Origin of the sequence: Ensifer adhaerens (assembly GCF_000697965.2) — a bacterium.
Taxonomy (GTDB): Bacteria; Pseudomonadota; Alphaproteobacteria; order Rhizobiales; family Rhizobiaceae; genus Ensifer; species Ensifer adhaerens.
In genome coordinates this window covers 728634-753414 of sequence record NZ_CP015880.1, presented here as the reverse complement: position 1 = coordinate 753414, position 24781 = coordinate 728634, and the positions used below count along the sequence as shown (strand labels likewise).

Genomic DNA, 24781 nt, shown 5'->3' with positions numbered 1-24781 from the left:
CGACCTATACCGGGCGTCGGCATTCGAAGGTGACGACATGGTCACCGTCCCTTGGAGCACGGCCGAAGGTATAGTCGCCGGAAACGACGAGATCTTCGAAACCGGCTGCCTGCAGCGTCAGCAGCATTTCCTGAATGCCCCACCAGCGCATGGTGAAGAATTCAAGCTCGCTCGACGCCAGTCGTCCTTCTTGCCAGAGGTCGTAGCGCAGGTGGGAAACGGTCGTCTGGCCGATGATGTCGGTCTTCACACGCTGGCTGGTCAGGGTCAAAAGGTCGCCCGTCTCCGTTTGCCAGCTCCGGATATTCGGCTGCAGGTCGGCAACCATGTCGCCCGGGTAAAGATCGAAGATCAACCGACCATCCGGCGCCAGGTGATCGTAAAAGCGCTTCAGCACGGCTGATGCCGCTGCATGATCGGCGATCAGCTGCAACGAACCGGCGGGTACGACAATCGCATCGAAGCGCTTTGCATAGGTGAAGGTTTCGAAGGTCTGGCGAGACAGGGCCGGCGCCAAGTCGCGGCCGGCGCATTGGGCGAGGCAATAGTCGAGCATGTCCTGCGAGGCATCAAACCCGCAGACATCGAAACCGGCCTCCAGCAACGGGATCAGCGCTCGGCCGTTGCCGACGGCTGGTTCGAGGATCGGCCCACGATAGCCGTCGAGCCTCTGCCGATAATACTCGATGTCGCCGAAGGACTTTCCAATATATTTGTCTAAATTATAAACATGAGAGGCAAGTCTGCCATAGGTATTGTTCACGATACCTCTGCTCCCGATAAAACAAAGCAACGCTGTGCTTTATACGGGAGTATGCGACCAGGGCTGTTGTTTGCCAGCCACGCCGACGCTTTATCGTCATCGTCCAAACGTGTCAGAAGCGCGCCGGCCGGATGAACTTGCCGTAAACCCAGCCCTCCTGCCAGTTTCCGCTGCGCTGCGGATCGTGCCAGATCTGGCACCAGGTGGCCCGCACGGCCTGGCGCTGGGCGGAAGCCGACCAGCGGGCGATGCGCTTGAGATCGACACCGTTCATGCAGCGGCCGGTCATCTGCAGTTTCGTGCCGTTGGGATAGCCGGCGCGGATCGCCGAGGAGGAGGATGGCCAGGCGCGCGCGTTGAGCACGTCGTTCCAGTCGACCCCGGACACTTCCCAGGCGACAAATGTGCTTGCGGTAGCGGGAAGTGCGGCGGAGAGCGCCCCGGCCAGAATGGCCGCCTGCACCAGCTTGTTCAACATGCCCATCTCCTTGCCCCTTGATCAGACCGCCAGTCGTTGCGGCAGAAAACAGAATGCGACCCCTCGGCTGAATTGCAACTGAATGGATTTCACGACGAGAGCGCCCCTTATCCCATGACGACGTGGGCACGCCGCCCGTCCCGGTTTTCCGGGACGGGGTCTTGTCAGCCCGGCAGGCGGCAGACGACGCCGACCAGCCGCGCGACCACGGGGCGGACCATGAGCACGCAGACGAAGGCGACGGGCATGGCGAGCGCGTAGGAACCGAGCACGCGGGCCGGGTAGCCGGCGTCGATGCCGGTGTTGACGCCGACGATGACGCAGCACATCAGAAACGCCATGATCGCCGACATGAAGAAGGCGAAGGCAACGGGGGCCGCACGCGGCGGCAGCTTGCGGCTGCGCGCGAGCCGCGGCGCCGATAGGGTGTCTCCCATCAGAAGTCTCCTGGTTTGATCGAGGGGACCACCCCCTCGTTTCTGGCCGCACTATACGGATCGCGTCGCAGCCAAGTAGGCCATTGCAGCCTTGTTCAGAAACAGGCAAAACCATCGAATAGATGTTTCTATTCGATGGTTTGGGTTATGGACACTTTGCGCGGCGTCGAGAGTTTCGTCAGGAGCGTCGAGGAAGGCAGCATCGCCGCGGCGGCACGAAAGCTCGGGATTACACCCGCTTCCGCGAGCCAGAACATCGCCCGCCTGGAGCGAACGCTCGGCAGCCGGCTGCTCAGCCGCACCACGCGCCAGTTGGGCCTGACCGAGAGCGGGCGGATTTACTACGAGAGGGTGCGCGGCGTCGTACACGAGCTGGAGCTTGCAGCAGCAGCCGTTTCGGCACTCAGCACCGAGCCGCGTGGGCCGCTCAAGATCGCCTCATCCGTCGCCTTCGGTCGTCATGTGGTGGCGCCGCTCGTCCCCTCCTTCGCCGCCCGGTATCCGGATGTCTCGATCGAGCTCGTCGTCACCGACCGCGAGATCGATCATATCGGCGAAGGCATCGACATCAGCGTGCGCTTCGGTCTGCAGCTCGAACAGGGGCTGATTGCCCGCAAGCTTGCCTCCGTGCCGATGATCATCTGTGCAGCCCCCTCCTATCTGGAGCGACGCGGCCGCCCGCAGCAACCGGAAGATCTCGTGCACCACGATTGCCTGGTCTACCGCTATGCGGGGCATGGCCGGATCTTTCGCTGGGCGTTTACCCGCGACGGCCTGCGCTTCGAGCCGGAACTGAAGGCGACGATCGTCAGCAACGATATCGACACGCTCGCCGAGATGGCGATCGCCGGCGCCGGCATCACCCGGCTCGGCGCCTTCATCGCAGCGCCGCTGATCGAACGCGGGCTGGTGGTGCCGCTGTTCGGCGAACTGCCGCAGGAGGGATTGGCCAGCACCGACCACGAGCCCTTCGATTTCTATGCCTGCTTTGCCGACCGCCAGGCGCAAACGCCGAAGGTGCGCGCGTTCATCGAGCATGCGGTGCAGAGCCTGAAGGGGCGCTGGTAGTGACCGGGACCGGAGCGGCAGCCGTTTCCTTGCGCACGACCTCGACGCCTCGCCGCTGCTTCAGCCGATAGCCGACCTCGACGATGGCATGGATGGCCGGGATGAACTCCGCGCCGAGCTCACTGAGGCTGTATTCCACGGAAGGCGGCGACGTCGGCATGATCCGCCGCTCGACAGCACCCTTCTCCTCAAGTTCCTTCAACCGAGTGCTCAGCACCTTTGCCGAAATACCGGGCACGTCGATCCTCAGTTCACTGAAGCGGCGCGGCCCGGCGCTCAAGGACCAGAGGATGTTCGGCGTCCATGCGCCGCCGAGTAGCACCATGCACTCGCCGACCGGGCAGTTCGGCGGCAAGGCCGCGGCCCGATTTTTCCGAATTTTCAAGCTCATGGGCAAAACTTTCCAGTTACCGCGGGGAAACCGGAAAGGGAGGTAACATAAGGTTATCTGATATACAAAGGTTACCGCTTCCGCTTAGGTTCCGCCGTCCTCGACAAACGGACAATCATTTCAGAAGGAACCAGATGATGAAGCTCTATTACGCCCCCGGCGCCTGTTCGCTTTCCCCCCATATCAGCCTGCACGAGGCCGGTGCCGATTTCGAGATCGTCCGGGTCGATACCAAGACTCATCGCACCGAGACCGGTGCGGATTACAAGGCGGTCAACCCCAAGGGCTACGTACCGGCGCTGGTGCTGGAAAGCGGCGAGGTCGTTACCGAAGGTGCTGCTGTGGTGCAGTACATCGCCGATCGCTTTCCGGCGGCGAAACTTGCGCCTGAAAACGGCACGCTGGCGCGCACCCGCCTTCAGGAACAGTTGAACTTCATCTCATCGGAACTGCACAAGGCCTTCTCGCCGCTGTTCGACCCGACCGCATCCCCCGATGCAAAGGAGGCAGCCACGCTGCAGGTGGCGAAACGCTTGACCCATGTCGAAAGCCTGCTCGCGGACGCGCGCCCTTACCTGCTCGGGGAGGTCTTCTCCGTCGCCGACGCCTATCTCTTCACGGTCGTCAACTGGAGCAGCGGCACCGGGATCGCGCTCACGCAATGGCCGCATCTCGCAGCCTACATGCAACGGATCGGCACACGTCCTGCCGTGCGCAGCGCAATGCGGGCGGAAGGCCTGGTCGCGGCATGAGCGCGTCACCGAAGGATCCGCAGTTCGCAGCCATCGTCCACGTCCTGCAACGCTACTTCGACGGGCTCTATCGCAGCGACACCGACATTCTCAGGCAAGTCTTCCACCCGAAGGCGCTCTATGCCACCGCAACGGACGGAACCCTGCTCGAACTCGACATGAACAGGTACTTTCCGATCGTCGAAAAACGTCCCTCGCCCGAAAGCCGAGACGAAGCGCGCATCGACCGTATTCTTTCCATTGAGTTCGCAGGCCCCGTAACCGCATTTGCCAAGGTGCAATGCGCCATCGGCGAGAAGGCCTTCACCGACTTTTTGTCCCTGGTCTTTCTTGACGGCCGCTGGCAGATCATCGCCAAGGTCTTCCATTACGACATCGCATCCGCGCAATAGGAGAAGCTTGTGCCCTACGTAAACATCAAGATAACCCGCGAGGGTGCAACCCCCGAGCAGAAAGCAACCCTGATCAAGGGCGTCACCGATCTGCTTTACACCGTGCTCAACAAGGATCCGGCCACCACCTTCGTTGTCATCGACGAAGTGGCGCTCGAAGACTGGGGCGTCGGTGGATTGCCGGTTGATGCGTACCGGCGAAAGGTCGGCGAAAAATCGTAGCAACACGCTGCCCCTACCCACCACGATGGAAGGGGCAGCAGCCCACCCGATGCCGCGGTGATCCGCGCGTAGCTCGATTGCGCTTGATCGCTTTCGACAGGGTCTCTATCTCATTGTCTCCCGCCGCATTGATCCCGGAGACGTATCTTGTCCGTATTCAGCAACCTCCCCAAAGCTCCCGTCGCCGCAAAGAAGCCGGTCAGCGACACGCGCCACGGCATTACCCGCACCGACGACTATGCCTGGCTGCGCGCGGACAATTGGCAGGCGATGTTCAAGGATCCCTCGATCCTCGATCCTGATATCCGCAAGCATCTGGAGGCCGAAAACGCCTACATGAACGCGGCGATGGATGACACTAAGGCTCTTCAGAAGACGCTGTTTGCCGAGATGCGCGGCCGGATCAAGGAGGACGACAGCTCGATCCCGGTCAAGGACGGTCCCTTCGCCTACGGCCATGCCTATGTCACCGGCGGCGAGCAGCCGCGTTACTTCCGCATTCCCCGTGACGGCGACCACAAGGACGAGGCGATCCGGCAATTGCTGCTCGACGGCGACAAGGAAGCCGAAGGCAAGGCCTATTTCCGCCTTGGCGGGCTCGACCATTCGACCGACCATAGCCTCGGCATCTGGGGCTATGACGACAAGGGTTCGGAGTATTTCACGCTTCGGGTGCGCGACCTCGCAACGGGCGAAGACCTGGCAGACGTGATCGAGAACACCGGCGGCGGCGGCGCCTGGGCGCCCGATGGCAAGAGCTTCTTCTACACAGTGCTCGACGACAACCACCGCCCGTCGAAGATCTTCCACCATATCCTCGGCACCGCCCAGACCGACGACCGGCTGGTCTTCGAGGAGACGGATCCCGGCTTCTTCATGTCGGTCGGCGGCTCGCTGCTCGACGATTTCATCTACATCGACATCCACGATCACGAGACGAGCGAATACCGACTGCTCTCGACAAAGGATCTGACGGCTGAGCCGAAGCTCGTCGCCGAGCGCGTCACCGGGCTCGAATACGCGATGACCGAAGGCGGCGACGTCTTCTACATCCTCACCAATGCCGACGGCGCCAAGGACTTCAAGATCGTCGAAGCGCCGGTCACGGCACCGGGCAAGGAGAATTGGCGCGAGGTGGTGCCGCATAAGCCCGGCACACTGATCCTCAGCCACATGGCCTATGCCCGCCACCTCGTCTGGCTGCAGCGCCGCGAAGGCCTGCCGGAGATCGTCATCCGCGACCGCAAGACCGGCGAAGAGCACGCGATCGCCTTTGCCGAAGAGGCCTATTCGCTCGGCCTTTCCGGTGCTGCCGAATACGACACCGACGTCATCCGCTTCTCCTACTCGTCGATGACCACGCCGTCGCAGCTCTTCGACTACGACATGGCGACGCGCGCGCGCACGCTCTTGAAAACCCAGGAAGTGCCTTCGGGCCACAACCCGGACGACTATGTCACCCGCCGCGTCTTCGCGCCGTCCTGGGATGGCACCGAAGTGCCGGTGACGCTGCTTTACCGCAAGGACACGCCGCTCGACGGTTCGGCGCCCTGCCTGCTCTATGGCTATGGCGCCTATGGCATCACCATTCCAGCCGGCTTCAACACCAATTGCCTGTCGCTGGCCGATCGCGGCTTCGTCTATGCCATCGCCCATATCCGCGGCGGCAAGGATCGCGGCTTTGCCTGGTACGAAGACGGCAAGATGGCCAAGAAGACCAATACCTTCAAGGATTTCATAGCGGCCGCTGACTATCTGAATCAACAGAAGTTCACGTCCTACGCGAAGATCGTCGCAGAAGGCGGCTCCGCCGGCGGCATGCTCATGGGCGCGATCGCCAATATGGCGCCGGAGAAGTTCACCGGCGTTATCGCGGCCGTACCCTTCGTCGACGTGCTCAACACCATGCTCGACGACACCCTGCCCCTGACCCCGCCGGAATGGCCGGAATGGGGCAACCCGATCGAGAGCCGCGAGTTCTACGACATCATCGCCGGCTACTCGCCCTACGACAATGTCGAGGCGAAGTCCTATCCCGCGATCCTGGCACTCGGCGGTCTCACCGATCCGCGCGTCACCTATTGGGAGCCGGCGAAGTGGGTCGCGCGGCTGCGCGAGAAGACGACGGGCAGCGCGCCGATCCTGTTGAAGACGAATATGGACGCCGGCCATGGCGGCGCTTCGGGCCGCTTCCAGCGGCTCGAGGAGATCGCCTTCGAATACGCCTTTGCCATCAAGGTCGCCGGCAAGATGTAAACGGATCGGGATGAGGAAACCTGTTTGCGGTTTTTCTCATCCCGTTGCCACCTGATGTGAAAGGTCCCACCATGCCCGTCCACGTCGCCCTGCTGCGAGCCGTCAATGTCGGTGGTACGGGATCGCTTCCAATGGCCGACCTCAAGGCGATCTGCGAGGGGCTCGGCTTTGCCGACGTCAAGACCTACATCCAGAGCGGCAACGTGCTGTTCCGCTCCGATCTGCCGGCGGCAGAGGCGGCGGCAATGCTGGACAGCGCACTTCAGGAAAAGCTCGGTAAGGCGCCAGGCGTGATGATCAGGACCGGCGCGCAATTGCAGGCGATCGCCGATCAGGCCCCCTTCCCGGACGCCAAGCCCAATCTGCTGCTTGTCGTTTTCCTGCGCGAGCCGGCACCATCAGACGCGCTCGACAAACTCGTGGCACCCGATGGCGAAGAAGCCCAGGTTGCCGGAGCTGAGATCTATATCCACTTCCCGAACGGCTCCGGCCGTTCGAAGTTCAAGCTGCCGGCCGCCAAACCAGGCACCGCGCGCAACCTCAACACGGTGCGCAAGCTTGCTGCCTTGGCGCTTGAGATGGAAGGCTGACGCACCGCAAGGCGCCATTCCGGACGGAAAACCGCGCTTTTCCTGGAATTGCTCACGCTGCCGGCTGGAACAGCAGCCGGACGAAGGATCGGAGTACGAGCAGCTGCTGCGGCAGGCTTTCAGGCTGCTTCAGCGCCTTCGACAGGATGATGCCGCCTTCAAGCACGGTCGAAACCATATCGGCCAGCTGGTCGACGTCGAGCGGCTCGCGTGGCCGGTAGACTTGCATGATCGCCTCGAACATCGTGCCGAAACGCCGACGCCACATCAGCGCCGCCTGCCGGTTGATCTCCTGGATCTCGCGATCGAAAGCACGCTCCTGCGTGCACATGACCGCGACCAGGCAGCCGGGATGACCGTTCGGCAGGTCAGCGAGAATTTCCGACAGCATCTTCAGTCCCAGAAGAAAAGCCTGCAGCGGGTCGTCTGACAATTGATGGGCGCGGCCGAAGATCTCGTCGTAGATGCGCTCGTCGTTCTCGATGTAGCGCTCGAGCAGAGCCCGCGCGAGTTCGTTCTTGTCGCGGAAATGGTAGAAGAATCCGCTCTTGGTGATGCCGGTCTCGGCGATCAGCTCGTCGATCGAAGTCGCGCCGAAACCCTTGGCAAGCACCGCCGCCTCGGCGACGTCGAGGATTCTGGCGCGCGTTTCCTCACCCTTTCGCATTAGCTGCTCCCTACCATTGGTACGGTTTCCAGCAATTACTCGGCGGCCAGCTCCTAGCGCAGCGGCGGCTGCAAGCCAGTAAGTCACTGATTTTTCGACACTAATTTAGTATATTAGCAATAGTATACCGCAAGTCGTCTAGTTTAGAAGATGATCATAAGGCAGAAATTTACTTGGTTCTGCGGTGTTGGAGGCATCCGCGGGCCCTTCAGCCAAGACTGAACCGGTGGAGACCGATATGGCCAAATACAGACGCAGCCTGCCGCTCTTGAAGGGTGGACTGTTCCTGAGTGACGGTGGCATCGAAACGACGCTGATCTTTCATGAGGGCATCTCCCTCCCGCATTTTGCCGCCTTCGTGCTCATTTCGACGGCGGACGGGCGCCGGCGCTTGCTCGACTACTACAAGCGATATCTCGCAATTGCACAGCAGCACGGCACCGGCTTCGTGCTCGACACACCCACCTGGCGCGCCAGCGCCGATTGGGGCGTGAAGCTCGGCTATGACGCCGCGGCCCTGGCCGAGGTCAACCAGAACGCCATCTACATGCTGGCGGAACTGCGCGCCGAGTACGAACGTCCGCAAGCGCCGATCGTGCTTAGCGGCGCCATCGGGCCGCGCGGCGACGGCTATCGCCTGGGCCGCATGAGCGCGGATGAGGCCGAGGATTATCACGGACCACAGATCTCCGCCTTTGCCGCCAGTGACGCCGATATCGTCGGCGCCTATACGCTGACCAGCATCGACGAGGCGACCGGCATTGCCCGGGCGGCCCAGAGCCATGGCATGCCCTGCTCGATTGCCTTCACGGTGGAAACCGACGGCCGGCTCCCAGACGGCCGAACCCTTCGGGCCGCGATCGAGACCGTTGATGCGGCGACCGGCGGCTATCCGCACTACTACATGATCAACTGTGCCCACCCCGATCATTTCGAGACCAGCCTCGATACGGGGAGCGCCTGGGCGCAGCGCATCGCCGGTATCCGAGCCAACGCTTCCAGGATGAGCCATGCCGAGCTCGACAACAGCGAAATCCTGGATGCCGGGGATCCCCTCGACCTCGGCCAGCGTTATCGAACACTGACGACGCATTTGCCACGATTGCGCATCCTTGGCGGTTGCTGCGGCACCGACCATCGCCACATCGCGGCAATCTGCGAGGCCTGCCTTCCACCGACGGCGCTTAGCGCCTGAGGCGCGGGGCCTCGCCCTCCCGGCCCTCTCGCAAGCAATTGCGGGAGGGCGCCTTCTCGTCGCCACCCTCGCGAAAGCCACAGTGTTTGTGTAGACTTGAACGGAAAGGACGGCAGCCGGACATCCCGGCAAAGGCCGTTGACCGCCCTGTCATGAATTACGCTCCCGCCTCGCCGACCGGAAATGCCGAAGCCTTTGCCTTCGACAACAGCTACGCGCGCCTGCCGCAGCAGTTCTTCGCGCGCGTCGCGCCCACTCCGGTGGCGGAGCCCTGGCTGATCAAGCTCAACAAGCCATTGGCCGAGGAGCTCGGTCTCGACGTGGCGACGCTCGAACGCGAGGGCGCCGAGATCTTTTCGGGCAACCGCCTTCCCGCCGGTGCCGATCCGCTTGCCATGGCTTATGCCGGCCACCAGTTCGGCACCTTCGTGCCGCAACTCGGTGATGGCCGGGCGATCCTCCTTGGCGAGGTGATCGACCGCAACGGGAAGCGGCGCGACATCCAGCTCAAAGGACCGGGCCAGACCCCCTTCTCACGGCGCGGCGACGGGCGCGCGGCACTCGGTCCAGTCTTGCGCGAGTACATCGTCAGCGAGGCGATGTACGCGCTCGGCATTCCGACGACACGGGCGCTTGCCGCCGTCGTCACCGGGCAACCGGTCTATCGCGAACAGATCCTGCCGGGCGCCATCGTCACGCGGGTCGCGGCAAGCCATATGCGCGTCGGCACGTTCCAATTTTTCGCGGCGCGCGGCGATATGGAGTCGGTGAAGGTGCTTGCCGACTACGCGATCGATCGCCACTACCCTGAGGTCAGGGACGCTGAACGGCCCTATCTTGCCTTCTACAAGGCGGTGACCGCGCGCCAGGCGGAGCTGATCGCGCGCTGGCTGCACGTCGGCTTCATTCATGGCGTGATGAACACCGACAACATGACGATCTCGGGCGAGACAATCGACTTCGGCCCTTGCGCCTTCCTCGATGCCTATGATCCCAAGAAGGTGTTTTCCTCGATCGATCAGATCGGTCGCTATGCCTATGCGAGCCAGCCGGCGATCGGGCAATGGAACCTGGCGCGCCTGGCAGAAACCCTGGTGCCGCTCTTCGACGACAACCAGGATACTGCGGTGGAACTGGCCAATGATGCGCTCGGCGAGTACGGCGCGATCTTCCAGCGCCACTGGCTGGATGGCATGCGGCGCAAGATCGGATTGGCCATGAGCGAAAAGGGAGATCTCGACCTGTTGCAGGCGCTGCTGACGGCCATGCATCAGGGGGAAGCGGATTTCACCCTCACCTTCCGGCGGCTGTGCGACAGCGCCCGCGACCCGGCCGCCGATGCCGCACTCGCCTCGACCTTTGCCTCTACCGGGGCAATCGGGCCGTGGCTGCAAGAGTGGCGTCAGCGTCTCAGCCGCGAGAAGGCGACGCCGGATGAACGCGCGACCGCCATGATGGCGGTCAACCCGGCCTTTATTCCGCGTAACCACCGGATCGAAGAGGCGATCGCGGCCGCGACCGAGGATGCGGACTTCTCGCTCTTTGAGGCCCTGGTCGAAGTTACCGCCAACCCCTATACCGACCAGCCGCAGTTTGCCCGCTACCAGGCTCCGCCGAGCCCGGGAGAGGAAGTCCAGCGCACCTTCTGCGGCACATAGCCGTCTCGGGAATGCGGCATTCCGGTGCGCCGTATTTCCGCGGCCTTGCGCTTCTGCTGCCAGGCCGATTCATCAAATCGTTCTATGCCGCTGTTTTTACGCGGGGACGGGCACCTGGCTGCCCTCAGCCAACGCGCCGCCAGCGGCGCTTAAACGCACCGGTCGTCCACGTTCGGTCGCCTTGACCGCAACTTTATTGCGGGCCTGCGAATATTTCCGCGTTGCGGAATGTGGCTATTGAAAGGCAGAGACGGCGCGTTAGGTGCTAACAGGACAGGCGCTCTGCGCCTTCCCTGACCGGGCGGCCGCGACAGGCTTGCGACCGCCGCTTCGAAGCCACCTGTCTCACGCGGTCCCGGCGACGGACCGCCGCAATGGAAAGAACCGTGCCACTGCACCGTTCTTCGATGCGGGAGTTCCCATCATGCTCGTTCTGACGGCCATCGTCTTTGCAATCATCGGCCTCGCGCTTGGCGGCGGCGGCGCCAAGCTGCTGATGCTTGGCGGCAGCCCCTATTACCTCGCAATCGGCATCGGCTTCCTGCTGACGGCGGTGCTGCTGTTCATGCGGAAATCGGCGGCGATCTGGCTCTATGCGTTCATGATCCTGGGCTCGCTCGGCTGGGCGGTGTCTGAGGTCGGTTTCGACTGGTGGCAGCTTGGCCCGCGTGGCGGCGTCATCGTCCTTCTGGGGCTCTGGCTGCTGTTGCCGGCCGTGCGCCGGCCGCTCGGCTTCGAAAGCCCGACGGGCGAGCGTTATGCCGTGAGTGGCTGGCCGCTGGCATTTGCGGTGCTGGTATCGGTTGGTGTCGCGGGCTACGCAATCATGCAGGACCCGCACGACATACGCGGCGATCTGCCGAGCGATGTCGTCGCTGAAAATCCACCGCTCGGCGGCTCGGTACCGCCGGACGAATGGCACCAGTACGGGCGCACCGCCTTCGGCCAGCGCTACTCGCCGCTCGATCAGATCACGCCTGAGAATGTCGGGGGGCTGAGGGTTGCCTGGCAATACCAGACCGGCGACATCAAGAGACCCGACGACGTGGGCGAGACGACCTATCAGGTGACGCCGCTCAAGATCAAAGACACGCTCTATGCCTGCACACCGCACAACTGGGCGATCGCGCTCGATGCGGCAACCGGCGAAGAGAAATGGAAATATGACAGCAACTCGGGCATGAACCCGGACCGCCAGCACCAGACCTGCCGCGGCGTTACCTATTGGGCCGACCCGGCTGCAGCCCCGGGCAGCCCCTGCGCCGAACGGGTGTACCTTCCGACCTCCGACGCGCGGTTGATCGCGCTCGATGCGGCGACGGGGTCCGTCTGCACCAGCTTTGCCGACAATGGCGTCCTGCATCTCGAAACGGGCATGAAATACAACCCGGCCGGTTACTATTATTCGACGTCGCCGCCGGTTGCCGTCGCCGGCAAGCTGATCATCGGCGGTGCGGTCAACGACAACTATTCCACCCAGGAACAGTCCGGCGTCATCCGCGCGTTCGACATCAACACCGGTGCTCTGATCTGGAACTGGGACAGCGGCAACCCTGATGTGACGGCACCGCTCCCCGAAGGCCAGACCTACACCACCAACTCGCCGAACAGCTGGTCGGTCTTCAGCTATGACGAGGGTCTCGGCCTCGTCTACATCCCCATGGGCAACCAGGTGCCCGACCAGCTCGGCATGGGCCGCAGCGAACACGTCGAGAAATATTCCTCCTCGATCGTCGCGCTCGACATCAATTCGGGCGCGGTGCGCTGGGTTCGCCAGACCGTACATCACGACCTCTGGGACATGGACGTGCCGGCGCAGCCGGCGCTGCTTGACATCACCAAGGAGGACGGCACCGTCGTGCCAGCTTTGGTCGGACCGACGAAACAGGGCGACATCTACGTGCTCGACCGCAGGAGCGGCGAACCGATCATCCCGGTCGAGGAGGTGCAGGCGCCGGGTGGCGCGATCCCCGAGGACTTCACCGCCCCGACCCAGCCGGTCTCCGGCCTCACCTTCATGCCTGCACCGCTACAGGAAAAGGACATGTGGGGCGTCACGCTGTTCGACCAGCTTGCCTGCCGCATCGCGTTCCGCTCGCTGAAATATGAGGGACGCTACACGCCGCCGTCGATCGAGGGCACGCTCGTCTATCCCGGCAACTTCGGCACCTTCAACTGGGGTTCCGTCGCGATCGATCCGGAGCGGCAGGTGATGTTCGGCATGCCGACCTATCTCGCCTTCACCTCGCGGCTCGTGCCCCGCGACCAGGTGCCGCCGAAGGGCCAGGACGAGAAGGGATCGGAGCAAGGGCTCAATCGCAACGATGGAGCGCCCTATGGCGTCTTCATGGGCCCCTTCCTTGGACCGCTCGGCATTCCCTGCCAGGCGCCGCCGTGGGGTTACGTCGCTGGAGCCGATCTCAGGACCGGCAAGATCGCCTACAAGCACAAGAACGGCACCGTCGAGGACATGACGCCGTTGCCGCTGCCGTTCAAGGTCGGCGTACCGGGCATCGGCGGGCCGATGATCACCAAGGGGGGCGTCGCCTTCCTGGGTGCCGCTGTCGACGATTATCTGCGCGCCTATGACCTCACGACCGGACGCCAGCTCTGGGAGGCGCGCCTTCCCGCCGGCGGCCAGTCGACGCCGATGAGCTATGCGGTCGGCGACAAGCAATATGTGCTGATCGTTGCCGGCGGCCACGGCTCGGTCGGCACCAGGCCCGGTGACTACATCATCGCCTACACTCTGCCTTGACGCGCGCGAAGCATCCCTAATTCTCGCTAGAAGGTTGCAAAAGTAAGCTCCGCGCAAGCCCGCGACAGCAGCTTCCCCCGGACGACAGATTCCGGGGGATTCCCATGAAGATCGACAACAGCATTTCGAACTACTACTTCTCCCAGCGCCGCCAGCAGGCGGGCACTATCGCGCCGATCGAGGAGAGCGGCGGTGATGCGCGCCCGCGCCAGGCCCCGACGATCGCGCCGCCTTCGACCTCGAACGCCCTTTCCAACGCGCTGTGGATGACGGCGGCGCGCGACGGCGAGAGCACGGCTTCGATTTCCGCCAAAGAAGGCCCTGCGGCCTCGGACGGTTCGGTCAGCGACGAGTTTCTGAAGGAAGCGAAGAAGAGCCTGGTTGAGAAAATCCGCGAACAGGTCCTCAAGGCGATGGGCCTGACCGAATCGGATCTCAAGGAGATGCCCCCCGAGCAGCGGCAGGCCGCCGAGGAAGAGATCCGCAAGGCTGTCGAGCGCGCGATGGGTGTCGAGCAGCAGCGCGACGTGGCGACCGCCGATCTCGCCAACGGCGGCGACGACATCCCCTGAGAGGGCGGTTTGCGCCGATCGGCTTGTCTCGGTCGGACAATCGATGATATCCAGCGATCCTCCAAAGAGGACCAAGATCCATGCGCCTGATCCGTTAGCGACTTTCGCCGGCAGAAAACGACCGACGCCACAGCCGCCCTTCGGCGGTTTTTGGCATGGCTTTTTTTTCGGCCGCCTGAACGTCCTGACACGGACATGACCGTTCACCGGCCATCGCTAGGATCATCCTCATGACCACCAAAGACGGATTTGTTTCCGAAGCCGGCAGCCTTGGCGCCGGCCCCTTCGACCTCGGCTATAGGATCGAAGGCAGTGGCACGCCGCTGCTCGTCATCGGCAGCGCCGCCTACTACCCCCGCACCTTCTCCCAAGCGCTTCGCGAGAAGTTGCGGCTGATCTTCATCGACCACCGCGGCTTCGCACCGGCGCGGACCAACTATGCCGCTGGCGACATCGGCTTCGAGACGGTGCTCGATGATATCGAGCGAATGCGGGCGCATCTGGGGCTCGAACGCTTCGCCATTCTCGGACACTCCGGCCATGGCTATATGGCCCTCGAATATGCCAAGCGACACCCGGAGCGCGTCAGCCACGTGATCATGGTCGGCACCGGTCCGAGCCATTCGGCTCGTCATATGGCGCTCGCCGACCGGATCTGGGAAGAAACGGTGTCGCCGACCCGTAAAGCGATCTTCGCACGGGAGATGGCCAAGCTTGGCGACGATATCACGGCGCGGCCTGAGGAACGTTTCAAAGCCCTGCTGATCCGGCTCGGCGCGAAGAGCTGGCATCAGCCGGACTTCGACGCAACGACTCTTTGGCGAGATGTCACTGCCAACAACGCGGTATTCGACCATCTCTGGGGCGAGGTGTTTCGCGATATCAATATCCGCAAGGGTTTGAACAGGCTGGCAGCGCCGGTGCTGCTTGCGCTCGGCCGCTCGGACTATCTCGTCGCCCCGGCCTTCAGCTGGGACGAGTACCGGGCGGACTTCACGAACCTGACGGTGCGGCTCTTCGAACAGAGCGGGCATACGCCGCAGCTGGAAGAAAGCGATCTCTTCGACGAAGCCCTGCTCTCGTTCCTCGAAAACGACCGCGGCTAGGACAAGCCGCCCTCGCAGCGTCCAGCATTCGGAGGGGCCGAGACCGGCCCCTCCCCTTCCCAACCATTGACACTTGGTCGCGCCCAACTATCTATTGCTCCAGAAGCTATAGGTTTGAGGCGAGCATGTATTCCATCGGCGATCTCTCCCGGCGCACCGGCGTCAAAATCCCGACGATCCGCTACTACGAGCAGATGGGACTGATCGCAGCGCCCGAGCGCTCCGAAGGCAATCAGCGGCGGTACGAGAAAGGCGAACTTGAGCGACTGGCCTTTATCCGCCATGCGCGCGACCTCGGCTTGTCGATCGATTCGATCAAGGACCTGCTCGCCCTCAGCCAGCATCCGGAGCGACCTTGCGGCGAAGCCGACCGCATCGCCAGCGAGCACCTGGCAACGGTGCGCGAGAAGATCGCGCGATTGAGGAAGCTGGAGCAGGAACTGGAACGCATCGTCGCCTGCGACGGCAATCACACCGTCGGCGACTGCTACGTGATCCGGGCGCTCGCCGACCACTCTATGTGCGAGAGCGAGCACTGAGGCGGCAGCTTAATTAGTCGCCTTGAAAAATCCCCGTTGACAAAATCACGAAAACAAACAATCTAGCGCCCATGATCAAGAACGCACCCATTTGCCGCGTGTATTTTTGGCTGTTCCGATAGGAGCGGCCTGCTGATCATATTCAACAAGGCCGCCATCAGGCGGCTTTTGTTTTTCCGGCTCCTGATGGCGAGAAAACCCGAGGAGCCCAGACATGCTACAGACCGCCATCCCCACCCTTCATGCGACACCGGCGACGCGCCCGCCGATGGTGACGATCCGTTGCGCCAAGCAGCGCGACCTGCCGGAACTGCGCGACATGATCGCCGAACTTTCGGCCCATCACGGCGACGCCGCCCCGATCACGCCCGAACAGCTGGAGCGTGACCTTTTCGGCCGTACGCCGTGGATTACGGCGCTCGTCGCCGAGGCCGGCAACCGGCTGATCGGCTACGCGATCCTCGTGCCGATCTACCGGGCCGCCGAAGGCGCACGCGGCATGGAGCTGCATCACCTCTTCGTTCGCCCGGAAAGCCGCGGCACAGGCATTGGCCGCCACCTGGTCGCCAAGGCGCGTGAGCAGGCGAAGATGGCCGGCTGCGACTTCCTTTCGGTCAGCGCCGCCACGGGCAACTTCCAGGCACACCATTTCTACGAATCCGAACGCTTCGTCCCTCGCCCGGTGACCGGCATGCGCTATATGCAGAAGCTGGGCTGAGGAGCTGCCGATGCGTCTTGCAATCGTCCTGTGCGAAGGCTTCGCCGATTGGGAATGTGCGCTGTTGATGGCGGCGGCGCGCACCCATCTCGGCGTCGATATCGAGGTTGCCACCGTCGACGGCGCGCGTGTCACCTCGATGGGCGGCCTCGACGTCTCGGCGCATCTCTCCGTCGATGCCCTCGACCCGGCCGGCTTCGACGGGCTGGTGATCTGCGGCGGCGCAATCTGGGACACGAACGAGGCGCCCGATCTCTCCTCGACGATCCGTGCCTTCGATCGCAACAAGCGGGTGGTCGCAGCCATTTGCGGCGGCGTCCATGCCCTTGCAACATGCGGCCTTCTCGACCGCGTCGACCACACCGGCAACAGCGCCGAAAGCCTTGCGGCGCTGACCGGCTATCATGGTGCTTCGCACTATCGCGATCAGCCGCAGGCGATGCGCAGCGGCCACGTCGTCACCGCCGCCGGCACCGCGCCGATCAGCTTTTCCGGCGAGATCCTGCATGGCCTCGGTCTCGGCTCACCGGAGCTCGACGGATTTCTTGCACTCTACGGGCGGGAGCATCGGCCCGACGACAGCGGCAGCATCGGGTAAGCCGCCTTCCATTTCGGTGCAGAAAGCGGCCTCTCCACTTTTGGCAACAGGCCTAGAGCCAGTTCGAGATCTGATCGAGCGGCTTCTTCACCTTGCCGGCCACCGGCACGGTCGCATCCGGGGCTGGATAGCCGGCCACCAGAATCAGGAACGGCTTTTCACTGTCCGGCCGACCGCAAATCTCGTTGAGGAAGTTCATCGGCGCCGGCGTATGGGTCAGTGTCGCAACGCCCGCATGATGCAGCGCCGTGATCAGGATGCCGGTGGCAATGCCGACGCTTTCGTTGATGTAGTAGTTCTTTTTCAGATCGCCCGGATTGGGACCACCGCGCTTCTGCGAGAAGACGACGATCAGGTAGGGAGCGGTCTCAAGGAAGGGCTTGTCTTCGTCGGTGCCGAGCGGCGCCAGCGCGTCGAGCCACTCCTGCGGCGCCTTGTCCCGATAGAAGATACGCTCCTCCTCTTCCGCCGCGTGGCGCACCTCGGCCTTGATCCGGGGGCTCTCGATCACGGTGAAATGCCAGGGCTGATGGTTGGCGCCGCTCGGCGCCGTGCCCGCCGCCTTCAGACAGGTTTCGATGACCTCACGCGGCACCGGACGATCGCTGAAGTAACGCGTGGTGCGGCGGCGGTTGACCTCTTCGTAGAAGTCCGCAGCGCGGGCCACCATCTCCTCGGGGCTGCGTTCGATCCACTGGTCGTAGGGCGCGGTTTCGTGTGGGCGCATTCAGTCTCCTCCTCGTTATGAAGCCGAGTTGAGCGCGCCTTGCTACGAAGATCAAGCGTTAGAGCGCCGGTACCGCCTTCAGGTAGGCGGCGATCGCCTCGCGGTCGGCCGGCGTCAGTTTTGCCATGTTCTTCTGCACTTCCACCATGGAACCGCCGACGGAATCGAACTCCGGCGTGAAGCCGGTTTCCAGATAGGAGGCGATATCAGAGGCGCTCCAGCTGCCGATGCTCTTGGAGCCGGGCGTGATATCAGGAATACGGCCCTCGCCTTCCGGGTTCGGCGCGCCTGCGAGCCACTGATCCGGCTCGAAGCCTCCGAGCGCGTTTCTCGGCGTGTGGCATTCGCCGCAGTGGCCAAGCCCCTCGACGAGATATTGCCCGCGGGCGAGCTTCGGGTCGTTGGCGTCCACCGCGGCGCGTGGCTTGTCGGTCAGGAACAGCAGCTTCCAGCCACCCAAGGCTATCCGCATGTTGTAAGGGAATGGCAATTCGTGCGGCGGCGCCACCTCGGTGCTCTTCGGCAGCGTCTTCATGAAGCCCCAGAGGTCGTTGACGTCCTTGGCCGCCATGCGCGCATAGGAGCCGTAGGGGAACGACGGATAGAGATGCTCGCCGTTGCGCCCGACGCCGCGGGTCATGGCGTTGCCGAACTCGGCGAGCGTCCAGGCGCCGATTCCGGCCGTTTCGTCCGGAGAGATGTTCGGCGCGTGGAAGGTGCCGAAGGGGCTCTTCAGCGGCGCGCCACCCGAAAGCACCAGACGCGCGTCACCTTCGGCGCCCTTGTTGGCATGACAGCTGACGCAGCCGCCGGCCCAGAAGACCTGTTCGCCATTGGCAAGATCCGGTTCTCCGAGGCCCTCCCAATGGGAGGCGCTCCAGGGTGCCGGCTTCGTCAGCCACCAGAACGCGGCACCGCCGACGACGCCCAGCACCACAAGACCCGATATCAGCTTTCTCGCCCGACGACCCATAGTCTCCCCTCATGCCCTGCCGCAAACAGTGTGCTCAATACGAGTGAAGGCACGCGGCGGGACGTCGCGTGCCTCCTCTTTCAGCCGGATAGGACGTTGCCGCCGGTCAATTCTTCTTCAGGCGGTAGCTCTCATGACAGCTGCCGCAGTCCTTGCCGATGCCCCCGAGGGCCGCGCCGACGGCCGCCTGGTCAGCGGGCAGCTGCGCCAGAACCGCCTCGGCATCGGTGCCGAGCTTGGCGGCCTTGGCCTTGAAGTCATCCAGGTTTTCCCAGATCTTCGGGCTCGCCTCGGTCTCGTGGCCCGCTTCCGAGCCGGCCGGGAAATGGTCCGGGAAGGTCTTCATCGTCTCGCTGATCGTCGTCAGCGATGCCTTCACGACCTCCGCGTCATAGGGCTTCTCGCCCTTGGCGATGCCGGCAAGCGCGCCAGTCGCAGCGCCCACCTTCTTCATCGCCTGCTGGCGAACCACCTGCGGCTCGTCGGCTGCAGTCACGGCAGTAACACCCAGGCCCGCAAGAGCGGCAGCCAACATGAGTGCGCGTATTTTCATCAGGATCTCCCGGTCAATGAAATCTATTCGGCGAATCTGCCTGCCTGGCCTTCATGCCCAATGCGGCCGCATGATGTCATCTTGAGTATTCGACGGAAGTAACATTTTTTTGATGTGCTTGTTAGGACAAAGGAATTTCCGTCGGCCGGCGTAATTTCGGGATTTCAACAGGCCCGCCAATAACATGACTTTAATATTCATGTTTATACTTTGCAGAAACCGGGACAGCTTCACTGTGCCGACCAGCCCTGCCACACAGTGAAAGCCGCGACCAGAACGAGCACCGCCCCGGCGGCCCGGCCGATCCACATGGTCGTCTCAGGGCTGCCGACCAGAAAATCCCGGCCGCGGCCGGCAGCAAGGGCAAGGCCGCCATAGACAGCGAGCTGCGTCGCCGCAATCATCGCGGCCATGACCAAGGCCTGCGACCAGATCGGCCCGAACTGCGGCTTGAGGAACTGCGGATAGACCGCCAGCATGAAGAGATAGGCCTTCGGGTTCATCAGGCTCGTCAGCGCGCCCTGGCGAAAACTCGCCCAGCGCGACAGCCCGTCCGCGCCGTCGATGCCGCCGATGGTGATCGAGCTTTTGACCAGGGAAAAGCCGATCCAGGCGATATAGGCTGCACCCGCGACGAGCAGCACGTTGAAGAGGCCGGGCACCAGATGCAGGATGACGCTGACGCCGAGTGCCGCATAGAGCGTGTGCAGCACGCCGCCCGCCATGATGCCGGCCGTCGCCGACAGACCGGAGGCCCGCCCTCCCGTTAGCGAGTTCGCCAGGACGAAGACCATGTCCATACCCGGCACGATGATGATGCCGAACAGAAGGGTGAAGAAGAGCCAGAGGTTTTCCGTGTAGGTCATGTCAGTTGTCCGTCGTCCGGGTTTTCACTTCTCAAACGAATTGCTGTTTTTTCAATCCGTTGGCTGATGGTATAAATCCGGTCAACTGACAAGGTAGTGTCAGGAGCGTTGACGACGGGGGAGGTTTTCGATGCGCAAGGCGGCACGGCTTTTCGAGATCATCCAGATCCTCCGGCTTGCGAAAAAGCCCGTGACCGGCGCGCAAATGGCCGAGACGCTGGAGGTGACGGTGCGCTCGATCTACCGCGATATCGCGGCACTCCAGGCGATGCGCGTGCCGATCGAAGGCGGCCGCGGCATCGGCTATATTCTTAGGCCCGGCTTCGACCTGCCGCCGCTGATGTTTTCGATCGAGGAAACGGAAGCGATCGCCTTGGCTCTGGCGCTGCTGGCACGAACCGGCGACGAGGAACTGAAGGCAGCCGCCGGCCGCGTCAACCAGAAAATCACTGCAGCCGTGCCCGAGCCGCTGAGACTGGCCTTTCGTTCGCGGGCGCTGCACGCCTGGGGAACGATCGCCCCCTCGCCCGCCGGCATCGATCTCGCTCTGGTACGCCGGGCGATCCGCGACGAGCAGAAGCTCGAACTCGACTATCGCGACGAACTCGGCCGCGCCACAGAACGCACGATCCGGCCGGTGGCGCTGATCTACTATTCGGAAACTGCCAACATCGTCGGCTGGTGCGAGTTGCGCCAGGCGATCCGCAACTTTCGCGCCGACCGTGTCGAGCACTGCGAGGCGGTCGGCGCCTATTTTCCAGGCGAGGGAAACCGCCTCAGGGAACTCTGGATCAGCGGCTGGAAGACCACCTGAGCCTGGCCTCATCGGTACCCAGCACAAACGAAAAGACCCGGCGCAAGCGCCGGGTCCAAACGTCATGCATCGAAGACGGGCAGCTTACTTGGAAGCCGCTTCGTACATTTCGAGCACGTAATCCCAGTTGATCAGGCTGTCGACGAAGGCTTCGAGGTACTTCGGACGGGCGTTGCGGTAGTCGATATAGTAGGAGTGTTCCCAGACATCGACGCCGAGGATCGGCGAGGCGCCGTGAACGAGCGGGTTTTCGCCGTTCGGGGTCTTGGAGATTTCGAGCTTGCCGTTCTTGACCGAGAGCCAGGCCCAGCCCGAGCCGAACTGGCCGGTGCCGGCGGCGATGAAATCGGCGCGGAACTTGTCGTAGCCGCCGAGGTCGGACTTGATGGCCGCGTCGAGCTTGGCCGGCAGGCTGGTGCCGCCGCCGCCCTTCTTCATCCACTTCCAGAAGTGGATGTGGTTGTAGTGCTGGCCGGCATTGTTGAACAGCGGCTGGTTGGTGCCGTAGGACTTCTTGACGACTTCCTCCAGCGACAGGTCGGAGAGGCCGGCCTCTTCAGCAAGCTTGTTGCCGTTGGTCACGTAAGCCAGATGGTGCTTGTCGTGGTGGTACTCGATCGTCTCGCGCGACATGTAGGGCGCCAGCGCATCGTAGTCATAGGGAAGGTTCGGCAATTCGAAAGCCATGTGGGCATCTCCTCTTGGCATGGAATTTCGTCGGGAAATCCGTGAGCGGGAACATAGGCACCGACCCTCATGGAGGCAACCGATGCAATGCCAATTTTTCCTCAACCCACGGAATATACTTTCAACATCATTTTGAAAGCATGACACTTTCAAGCACATTCATGCCACGGTTTGGCTGCAGCTTCGCGACCGTTGCAACCATGCATAAAGGACAGTCCATGCCGCAGCGTCTCATCCCTGCCCTCGCCCTTTCCGCCATCGCCGCTTTTGCTGCGTCCAGTGCAGCAGCCTCTTCCGGCGACGCGTGGGAGACATTCCGGGCAGAGGTTTCGAAGAAGTGCCTCGCCGCCGCCACCTCGCTGCAAAAACCCAGCGTCGTCGTAGACCCCTTCGGCTCGCAGAGTTTCGGGCTGGCGCTGGTGATCGGCACGCCCAAGGGCTCCAAGGCCGCCATCACACAGATCTGCGTCTTCGACAAGCAGAAGAAGACGGTCGAGCTCGGTGGTGAGCTTGCACCCGACGCGGTCAAGGTGGGCGTGCCGGCAAAGAAGAAATAGCGCACGCGGCCCGGCGCAAGCCGTCCAGTTGCCGCCCACGTCGGCCCCGGTCACTGCATATGTGGACTGCTCCTCACTTGAGCTTCGACCGACCGGTTGATAGATTTTGCTAATGGTGAGCGATACTTCCGAACGAATCCTGGACGCAACCGAACGCCTGATGGTGTCGCGGGGCTACAGCGCGTTCAGCTACGCGGACATCTCGGCCGTGGTCGGCATCGGCAAGGCGACCATCCACCATCACTTCCCGACCAAGGCGGACCTGGCCGCAGCCGTGCTTGCCCGCTACCGCAAGAACAATCGCCGCAGCGTTGAAGGACTGCTAGCAGCTGTCGGCGATCCGGCGGCCCGGCTCGAGGCCTATGTCGGCTTCTGGGAAGAATGTATCGCCAAACGGGACATGCCCTTCTGTATCGGCGCCCTTCTGGCCTCGGAAATACCTTCGCTTCCCGATATTGTCGTCGCGCAAGTGCGCGGTCATTTTGCCGACCTTTCCGGCTGGCTCGGAGCCGTGATCGAGGATGGCGTAGCGAAGGGATCCCTGAGGACCGCTCACGGCCCCAAGGCGGCCGCCGAGGCGCTGATGGCGACGGTCCACGGCGCAATGCTCGCGGCCCGCGTCGCCGGCTCGGATCAAGCCACGTTTTCGGCGATCGCACGGCCCGCCTTGGCACAGCTTCAGGCGCCAAGCGATGTCTGACCCCGAAGCTCCGACCCTTCGAAGCGACACCGGTCGAAAAAGACAGTTGTTCCCGTGGGAACGGCGGGCCACATTTGCGAGCGCTAGAAATCAAACCGAACGGACGCGATGGCAGGTGAAATCATCGCGTTTCTTTTTCAAATCTCTCCCGACCAACTAGTCGGTCCAACGAAGGAGGAAGATCATGGCAAATCCGCTTTCCACACTCGGCATCATCCATACCGTCATCAGCCTCGCCCCCGTCGTGGCGGGCCTCTATGGCTTTGCCCGGTATGGTGCGATTGTTCCCGGCACGCGCTCCGGCAAGCTTTACCTCGCCGCGATCATCCTGGCGGTGCTGACGTCCGCGGGGCTTTCGAGCACCGGCGGCTTCAACGCGGGCCATGCGCTCGGGATCGTCACGCTGCTCGTCATCGGTGGAAGCCTTGCAGCACAAAGGCTCGAATTTTTCGGCCGCCTGCGCCCCTACCTGGCAACGCTTGGCCTTTCGTTCAGCTATTTCCTGCTGATCGTGCCGGCGATCGCCGAGACGTTGAAGCGCCTGCCCGCCTCGCAGCCACTTGCCAGCGGCCCGGAATCGCCGATCGTGCAGACGACGCTGCTTGCCTGGCTGGTGATCTTCCTCGCAGGCCTCTCCGTCCAGGCCTACCTGATCCACAGGCGCGCCGTGGTCGGTGCGCGCGCGCCCCGCTCGCGCTGAGTGCCTGAACCGAAGGCCATCTTGCCCCGGCGCAGCGGGTACGACCGTGCGCCGGGGTTTTGCATACGCGCGGTGTCAGACGTCGCGGGCCGCGTGCGCCCAGTCCATGTAAAGATCGCGCGCCTTGGCGGCGACCGGGCCGGCCTGCAGGTCGCGGCTTTCGAGACGCGTCACAGGCAGCACCTTGGAGTAGTTGCCGGACGTGAAGATCTCGTCAGCCGCTTCGAAGTCCGCCATCGTCAGCGTCGCCTCGACCACTTCGAAACCGGCTTCGCGCAGCAGCGTCATGACGCGGAAGCGGGTGATGCCGGCAAGGAAGGTGCGGTTGGCGGCCGGCGTAAAGACGACACCGTCCTTGACCAGGAAGACGTTGGAAGAACCGGTCTCGGCGATGTTGCCGAGCATGTCGCGCACCAGCGCATTATCGAAGCCGCGCGAACGGGCCTCGGTCAGGATGCGCGCGTTGTTGGGATAGAGGCAGCCGGCCTTGGCGTCGGTCGGCATCGATTCCAGTGTCGGACGGCGGAAGGGCGACAGCGTCAGCGACGAGCCGCCGTGGCCGTTGCCCATCGGCGCCTCGAACAGGCAGAGCGCAAAACGAGTCGATTCCGGGTCGATGGCGACGACACCGGCCGCGCCGTGCTCGGCCCAGTACATCGGCTTCACATAAAGCGCCGTCTTGCCGTCGAACTTCTTGGCGCCTTCCCAGGTCAGCGCCTCGATCTCTTCCGCCGCCATCGTCGGCTTCAGGCCAAGTGCGGCGGCCGAGCGGTTGACGCGCTGGCAATGCAGGTCGAGGTCGGGAGCGACGCCGTCGAAAACGCGGGCGCCGTCGAACACCGTCGAGCCCAGCCACATCGCATGCGAGGTCGGGCCGATCAGCGGCGGATTGCCCGAGAGCCATTCACCATCGACATAGGTCCAGGTCACTGAGCGGGGGGATGTATCGACGGCCATCTGCGTCTCCTTGAGGTTTTTATTCTAGTCTTTCCGCATACCCCGAAAAAACAGCATCGGGGTGAATGGGTCTATCAAAAAATGTCA

The 24781-nt window shown here is 63.1% G+C and carries 29 protein-coding genes; 18 read left to right on the top strand and 11 right to left on the bottom strand.

All coding sequences use genetic code 11. The features are described 5' to 3' along the window. Positions 1 to 4 precede the first annotated feature (4 nt). The 3 genes from FA04_RS03575 to FA04_RS03565 all read right to left on the bottom strand — a co-directional run bounded on the left by FA04_RS03575 (position 5) and on the right by FA04_RS03565 (position 1678). Positions 5 to 763, bottom strand: coding sequence for a class I SAM-dependent methyltransferase (locus FA04_RS03575; RefSeq protein WP_034789309.1), 759 nt, complete (start codon positions 761 to 763; stop codon positions 5 to 7). A 112-nt stretch (positions 764 to 875) separates the two neighbouring features. Beyond that, the gene (locus tag FA04_RS03570; protein ID WP_051659157.1) at positions 876 to 1241 is read right to left on the bottom strand and encodes an SH3 domain-containing protein; all 366 of its coding nucleotides are present in this window, start codon (positions 1239 to 1241) and stop codon (positions 876 to 878) included. 164 nt (positions 1242 to 1405) lie between these two features. Further along, positions 1406 to 1678 (bottom strand): DUF2798 domain-containing protein, encoded by a 273-nt coding sequence (locus tag FA04_RS03565; protein WP_034789305.1) that lies wholly within the window; start codon positions 1676 to 1678, stop codon positions 1406 to 1408. Positions 1679 to 1825: 147 nt separating this feature from the next. Between FA04_RS03565 and FA04_RS03560 the strand changes: the two genes are divergently transcribed. After that, complete coding sequence (locus FA04_RS03560; RefSeq protein WP_034789469.1) at positions 1826 to 2746, top strand: LysR family transcriptional regulator; 921 nt, start codon at positions 1826 to 1828, stop codon at positions 2744 to 2746. On the opposite strand, the gene FA04_RS03555 is transcribed toward FA04_RS03560, so the two are convergent. Further along, positions 2706 to 3137, bottom strand: a complete 432-nt coding sequence (locus tag FA04_RS03555) for a winged helix-turn-helix transcriptional regulator (RefSeq protein WP_051659156.1) — start codon at positions 3135 to 3137, stop codon at positions 2706 to 2708. The two genes, FA04_RS03560 and FA04_RS03555, sit on opposite strands and share 41 nt — an antisense overlap. 134 nt (positions 3138 to 3271) lie before the next feature. On the opposite strand from FA04_RS03555, the gene gstA reads away from it, so the two are divergent. The 5 genes from gstA (at position 3272) to FA04_RS03530 (ending at position 7349) form a co-directional block, all read left to right on the top strand. Continuing rightward, positions 3272 to 3889, top strand: a complete 618-nt coding sequence (gstA, locus tag FA04_RS03550) for a glutathione transferase GstA (RefSeq protein WP_327437309.1) — start codon at positions 3272 to 3274, stop codon at positions 3887 to 3889. Next, positions 3886 to 4281, top strand: a complete 396-nt coding sequence (locus FA04_RS03545) for a nuclear transport factor 2 family protein (RefSeq protein WP_034789298.1) — start codon at positions 3886 to 3888, stop codon at positions 4279 to 4281. Before gstA ends, FA04_RS03545 begins: the two co-directional genes overlap by 4 nt. Positions 4282 to 4290: 9 nt before the next feature. Further along, on the top strand, positions 4291 to 4503 hold the full coding sequence (locus FA04_RS03540) for a tautomerase family protein (RefSeq protein WP_034789296.1): 213 nt from the start codon (positions 4291 to 4293) through the stop codon (positions 4501 to 4503). A gap of 147 nt (positions 4504 to 4650) precedes the next feature. Next, a complete protein-coding gene (locus FA04_RS03535) occupies positions 4651 to 6759 on the top strand; it encodes a S9 family peptidase (protein ID WP_034789294.1) in 2109 nt (702 codons plus the stop codon). 71 nt (positions 6760 to 6830) lie between these two features. Then, a complete protein-coding gene (locus tag FA04_RS03530) occupies positions 6831 to 7349 on the top strand; it encodes a DUF1697 domain-containing protein (RefSeq protein WP_034789292.1) in 519 nt (172 codons plus the stop codon). A gap of 52 nt (positions 7350 to 7401) precedes the next feature. Here the strand turns inward: FA04_RS03530 and FA04_RS03525 are convergent, their stop codons facing one another. Then, positions 7402 to 8016 (bottom strand): TetR/AcrR family transcriptional regulator, encoded by a 615-nt coding sequence (locus FA04_RS03525; protein WP_034789290.1) that lies wholly within the window; start codon positions 8014 to 8016, stop codon positions 7402 to 7404. 238 nt (positions 8017 to 8254) lie between these two features. Here FA04_RS03525 and FA04_RS03520 point away from each other — a divergent pair, with 238 nt between their 5' ends. The 8 genes from FA04_RS03520 (at position 8255) to FA04_RS03485 (ending at position 17160) form a co-directional block, all read left to right on the top strand. Then, positions 8255 to 9211: a homocysteine S-methyltransferase family protein gene (locus FA04_RS03520; RefSeq protein ID WP_034789288.1), complete on the top strand. Its 957-nt coding sequence runs from the start codon at positions 8255 to 8257 to the stop codon at positions 9209 to 9211. Between the two features lie 152 nt (positions 9212 to 9363). After that, complete coding sequence (locus FA04_RS03515) at positions 9364 to 10869, top strand: protein adenylyltransferase SelO (RefSeq protein ID WP_034789286.1); 1506 nt, start codon at positions 9364 to 9366, stop codon at positions 10867 to 10869. A 424-nt stretch (positions 10870 to 11293) separates the two neighbouring features. Continuing rightward, a complete protein-coding gene (locus FA04_RS03510; protein WP_210338948.1) occupies positions 11294 to 13627 on the top strand; it encodes a glucose/quinate/shikimate family membrane-bound PQQ-dependent dehydrogenase in 2334 nt (777 codons plus the stop codon). A gap of 104 nt (positions 13628 to 13731) precedes the next feature. Continuing rightward, on the top strand, positions 13732 to 14199 hold the full coding sequence (locus FA04_RS03505) for a hypothetical protein (RefSeq protein WP_034789284.1): 468 nt from the start codon (positions 13732 to 13734) through the stop codon (positions 14197 to 14199). 230 nt (positions 14200 to 14429) lie between these two features. Continuing rightward, positions 14430 to 15305, top strand: coding sequence for an alpha/beta hydrolase (locus tag FA04_RS03500; RefSeq protein WP_034789280.1), 876 nt, complete (start codon positions 14430 to 14432; stop codon positions 15303 to 15305). A gap of 125 nt (positions 15306 to 15430) precedes the next feature. Beyond that, entirely contained in the window at positions 15431 to 15844 is a 414-nt protein-coding gene (locus tag FA04_RS03495; RefSeq protein ID WP_034789279.1) for a MerR family transcriptional regulator, read from the top strand. Between the two features lie 214 nt (positions 15845 to 16058). Beyond that, complete coding sequence (locus FA04_RS03490; RefSeq protein WP_034789278.1) at positions 16059 to 16562, top strand: GNAT family N-acetyltransferase; 504 nt, start codon at positions 16059 to 16061, stop codon at positions 16560 to 16562. Positions 16563 to 16572: 10 nt separating this feature from the next. Further along, the gene (locus FA04_RS03485; protein ID WP_034789277.1) at positions 16573 to 17160 is read left to right on the top strand and encodes a DJ-1/PfpI family protein; all 588 of its coding nucleotides are present in this window, start codon (positions 16573 to 16575) and stop codon (positions 17158 to 17160) included. A 52-nt stretch (positions 17161 to 17212) separates the two neighbouring features. Here FA04_RS03485 and FA04_RS03480 read toward each other — a convergent pair whose 3' ends face one another. From FA04_RS03480 to FA04_RS03465, 4 genes are all read right to left on the bottom strand, one after another. Further along, positions 17213 to 17887, bottom strand: coding sequence for a nitroreductase family protein (locus FA04_RS03480; RefSeq protein WP_034789276.1), 675 nt, complete (start codon positions 17885 to 17887; stop codon positions 17213 to 17215). 58 nt (positions 17888 to 17945) lie between these two features. After that, positions 17946 to 18860, bottom strand: a complete 915-nt coding sequence (locus tag FA04_RS03475; protein ID WP_034789275.1) for a c-type cytochrome — start codon at positions 18858 to 18860, stop codon at positions 17946 to 17948. A 106-nt stretch (positions 18861 to 18966) separates the two neighbouring features. Beyond that, positions 18967 to 19413, bottom strand: coding sequence for a c-type cytochrome (locus tag FA04_RS03470; protein ID WP_034789273.1), 447 nt, complete (start codon positions 19411 to 19413; stop codon positions 18967 to 18969). Positions 19414 to 19643: 230 nt separating this feature from the next. Beyond that, positions 19644 to 20279, bottom strand: a complete 636-nt coding sequence (locus FA04_RS03465; protein ID WP_034789271.1) for a LysE family translocator — start codon at positions 20277 to 20279, stop codon at positions 19644 to 19646. 130 nt (positions 20280 to 20409) lie between these two features. Between FA04_RS03465 and FA04_RS03460 the strand changes: the two genes are divergently transcribed. Beyond that, on the top strand, positions 20410 to 21093 hold the full coding sequence (locus FA04_RS03460) for a helix-turn-helix transcriptional regulator (protein ID WP_034789264.1): 684 nt from the start codon (positions 20410 to 20412) through the stop codon (positions 21091 to 21093). Positions 21094 to 21177: 84 nt separating this feature from the next. Here FA04_RS03460 and FA04_RS03455 read toward each other — a convergent pair whose 3' ends face one another. Then, complete coding sequence (locus tag FA04_RS03455) at positions 21178 to 21780, bottom strand: superoxide dismutase (protein WP_034789262.1); 603 nt, start codon at positions 21778 to 21780, stop codon at positions 21178 to 21180. Between the two features lie 218 nt (positions 21781 to 21998). Between FA04_RS03455 and FA04_RS03450 the strand changes: the two genes are divergently transcribed. The 3 genes from FA04_RS03450 to FA04_RS03440 all read left to right on the top strand — a co-directional run bounded on the left by FA04_RS03450 (position 21999) and on the right by FA04_RS03440 (position 23737). Continuing rightward, the gene (locus FA04_RS03450) at positions 21999 to 22337 is read left to right on the top strand and encodes a hypothetical protein (protein WP_034789460.1); all 339 of its coding nucleotides are present in this window, start codon (positions 21999 to 22001) and stop codon (positions 22335 to 22337) included. 112 nt (positions 22338 to 22449) lie between these two features. Beyond that, positions 22450 to 23037, top strand: a complete 588-nt coding sequence (locus FA04_RS03445) for a TetR/AcrR family transcriptional regulator (protein ID WP_034789261.1) — start codon at positions 22450 to 22452, stop codon at positions 23035 to 23037. A 184-nt stretch (positions 23038 to 23221) separates the two neighbouring features. Then, entirely contained in the window at positions 23222 to 23737 is a 516-nt protein-coding gene (locus FA04_RS03440; RefSeq protein WP_034789260.1) for a hypothetical protein, read from the top strand. 75 nt (positions 23738 to 23812) lie between these two features. Here the strand turns inward: FA04_RS03440 and FA04_RS03435 are convergent, their stop codons facing one another. Continuing rightward, on the bottom strand, positions 23813 to 24694 hold the full coding sequence (locus FA04_RS03435) for a branched-chain amino acid aminotransferase (RefSeq protein ID WP_034789259.1): 882 nt from the start codon (positions 24692 to 24694) through the stop codon (positions 23813 to 23815). Between the last annotated feature and the right edge of the window lie 87 nt (positions 24695 to 24781).

What these genes read in the sequence shown, in the direction of transcription:
- FA04_RS03570 (WP_051659157.1), bottom strand. Translation starts at nt 1,241, where the DNA reads ATGTTGAACAAGCTGGTGCAGGCGGCCATTCTGGCCGGGGCGCTCTCC.
- FA04_RS03565 (WP_034789305.1), bottom strand. Translation starts at nt 1,678, where the DNA reads ATGGGAGACACCCTATCGGCGCCGCGGCTCGCGCGCAGCCGCAAGCTG.
- FA04_RS03560 (WP_034789469.1), top strand. Translation starts at nt 1,826, where the DNA reads ATGGACACTTTGCGCGGCGTCGAGAGTTTCGTCAGGAGCGTCGAGGAA.
- FA04_RS03555 (WP_051659156.1), bottom strand. Translation starts at nt 3,137, where the DNA reads ATGAGCTTGAAAATTCGGAAAAATCGGGCCGCGGCCTTGCCGCCGAAC.
- gstA (WP_327437309.1), top strand. Translation starts at nt 3,272, where the DNA reads ATGATGAAGCTCTATTACGCCCCCGGCGCCTGTTCGCTTTCCCCCCAT.
- FA04_RS03545 (WP_034789298.1), top strand. Translation starts at nt 3,886, where the DNA reads ATGAGCGCGTCACCGAAGGATCCGCAGTTCGCAGCCATCGTCCACGTC.
- FA04_RS03530 (WP_034789292.1), top strand. Translation starts at nt 6,831, where the DNA reads ATGCCCGTCCACGTCGCCCTGCTGCGAGCCGTCAATGTCGGTGGTACG.
- FA04_RS03525 (WP_034789290.1), bottom strand. Translation starts at nt 8,016, where the DNA reads ATGCGAAAGGGTGAGGAAACGCGCGCCAGAATCCTCGACGTCGCCGAG.
- FA04_RS03520 (WP_034789288.1), top strand. Translation starts at nt 8,255, where the DNA reads ATGGCCAAATACAGACGCAGCCTGCCGCTCTTGAAGGGTGGACTGTTC.
- FA04_RS03515 (WP_034789286.1), top strand. Translation starts at nt 9,364, where the DNA reads ATGAATTACGCTCCCGCCTCGCCGACCGGAAATGCCGAAGCCTTTGCC.
- FA04_RS03510 (WP_210338948.1), top strand. Translation starts at nt 11,294, where the DNA reads ATGCTCGTTCTGACGGCCATCGTCTTTGCAATCATCGGCCTCGCGCTT.
- FA04_RS03505 (WP_034789284.1), top strand. Translation starts at nt 13,732, where the DNA reads ATGAAGATCGACAACAGCATTTCGAACTACTACTTCTCCCAGCGCCGC.
- FA04_RS03500 (WP_034789280.1), top strand. Translation starts at nt 14,430, where the DNA reads ATGACCACCAAAGACGGATTTGTTTCCGAAGCCGGCAGCCTTGGCGCC.
- FA04_RS03495 (WP_034789279.1), top strand. Translation starts at nt 15,431, where the DNA reads ATGTATTCCATCGGCGATCTCTCCCGGCGCACCGGCGTCAAAATCCCG.
- FA04_RS03490 (WP_034789278.1), top strand. Translation starts at nt 16,059, where the DNA reads ATGCTACAGACCGCCATCCCCACCCTTCATGCGACACCGGCGACGCGC.
- FA04_RS03485 (WP_034789277.1), top strand. Translation starts at nt 16,573, where the DNA reads ATGCGTCTTGCAATCGTCCTGTGCGAAGGCTTCGCCGATTGGGAATGT.
- FA04_RS03480 (WP_034789276.1), bottom strand. Translation starts at nt 17,887, where the DNA reads ATGCGCCCACACGAAACCGCGCCCTACGACCAGTGGATCGAACGCAGC.
- FA04_RS03475 (WP_034789275.1), bottom strand. Translation starts at nt 18,860, where the DNA reads ATGGGTCGTCGGGCGAGAAAGCTGATATCGGGTCTTGTGGTGCTGGGC.
- FA04_RS03470 (WP_034789273.1), bottom strand. Translation starts at nt 19,413, where the DNA reads ATGAAAATACGCGCACTCATGTTGGCTGCCGCTCTTGCGGGCCTGGGT.
- FA04_RS03465 (WP_034789271.1), bottom strand. Translation starts at nt 20,279, where the DNA reads ATGACCTACACGGAAAACCTCTGGCTCTTCTTCACCCTTCTGTTCGGC.
- FA04_RS03460 (WP_034789264.1), top strand. Translation starts at nt 20,410, where the DNA reads ATGCGCAAGGCGGCACGGCTTTTCGAGATCATCCAGATCCTCCGGCTT.
- FA04_RS03455 (WP_034789262.1), bottom strand. Translation starts at nt 21,780, where the DNA reads ATGGCTTTCGAATTGCCGAACCTTCCCTATGACTACGATGCGCTGGCG.
- FA04_RS03450 (WP_034789460.1), top strand. Translation starts at nt 21,999, where the DNA reads ATGCCGCAGCGTCTCATCCCTGCCCTCGCCCTTTCCGCCATCGCCGCT.
- FA04_RS03445 (WP_034789261.1), top strand. Translation starts at nt 22,450, where the DNA reads ATGGTGAGCGATACTTCCGAACGAATCCTGGACGCAACCGAACGCCTG.
- FA04_RS03440 (WP_034789260.1), top strand. Translation starts at nt 23,222, where the DNA reads ATGGCAAATCCGCTTTCCACACTCGGCATCATCCATACCGTCATCAGC.
- FA04_RS03435 (WP_034789259.1), bottom strand. Translation starts at nt 24,694, where the DNA reads ATGGCCGTCGATACATCCCCCCGCTCAGTGACCTGGACCTATGTCGAT.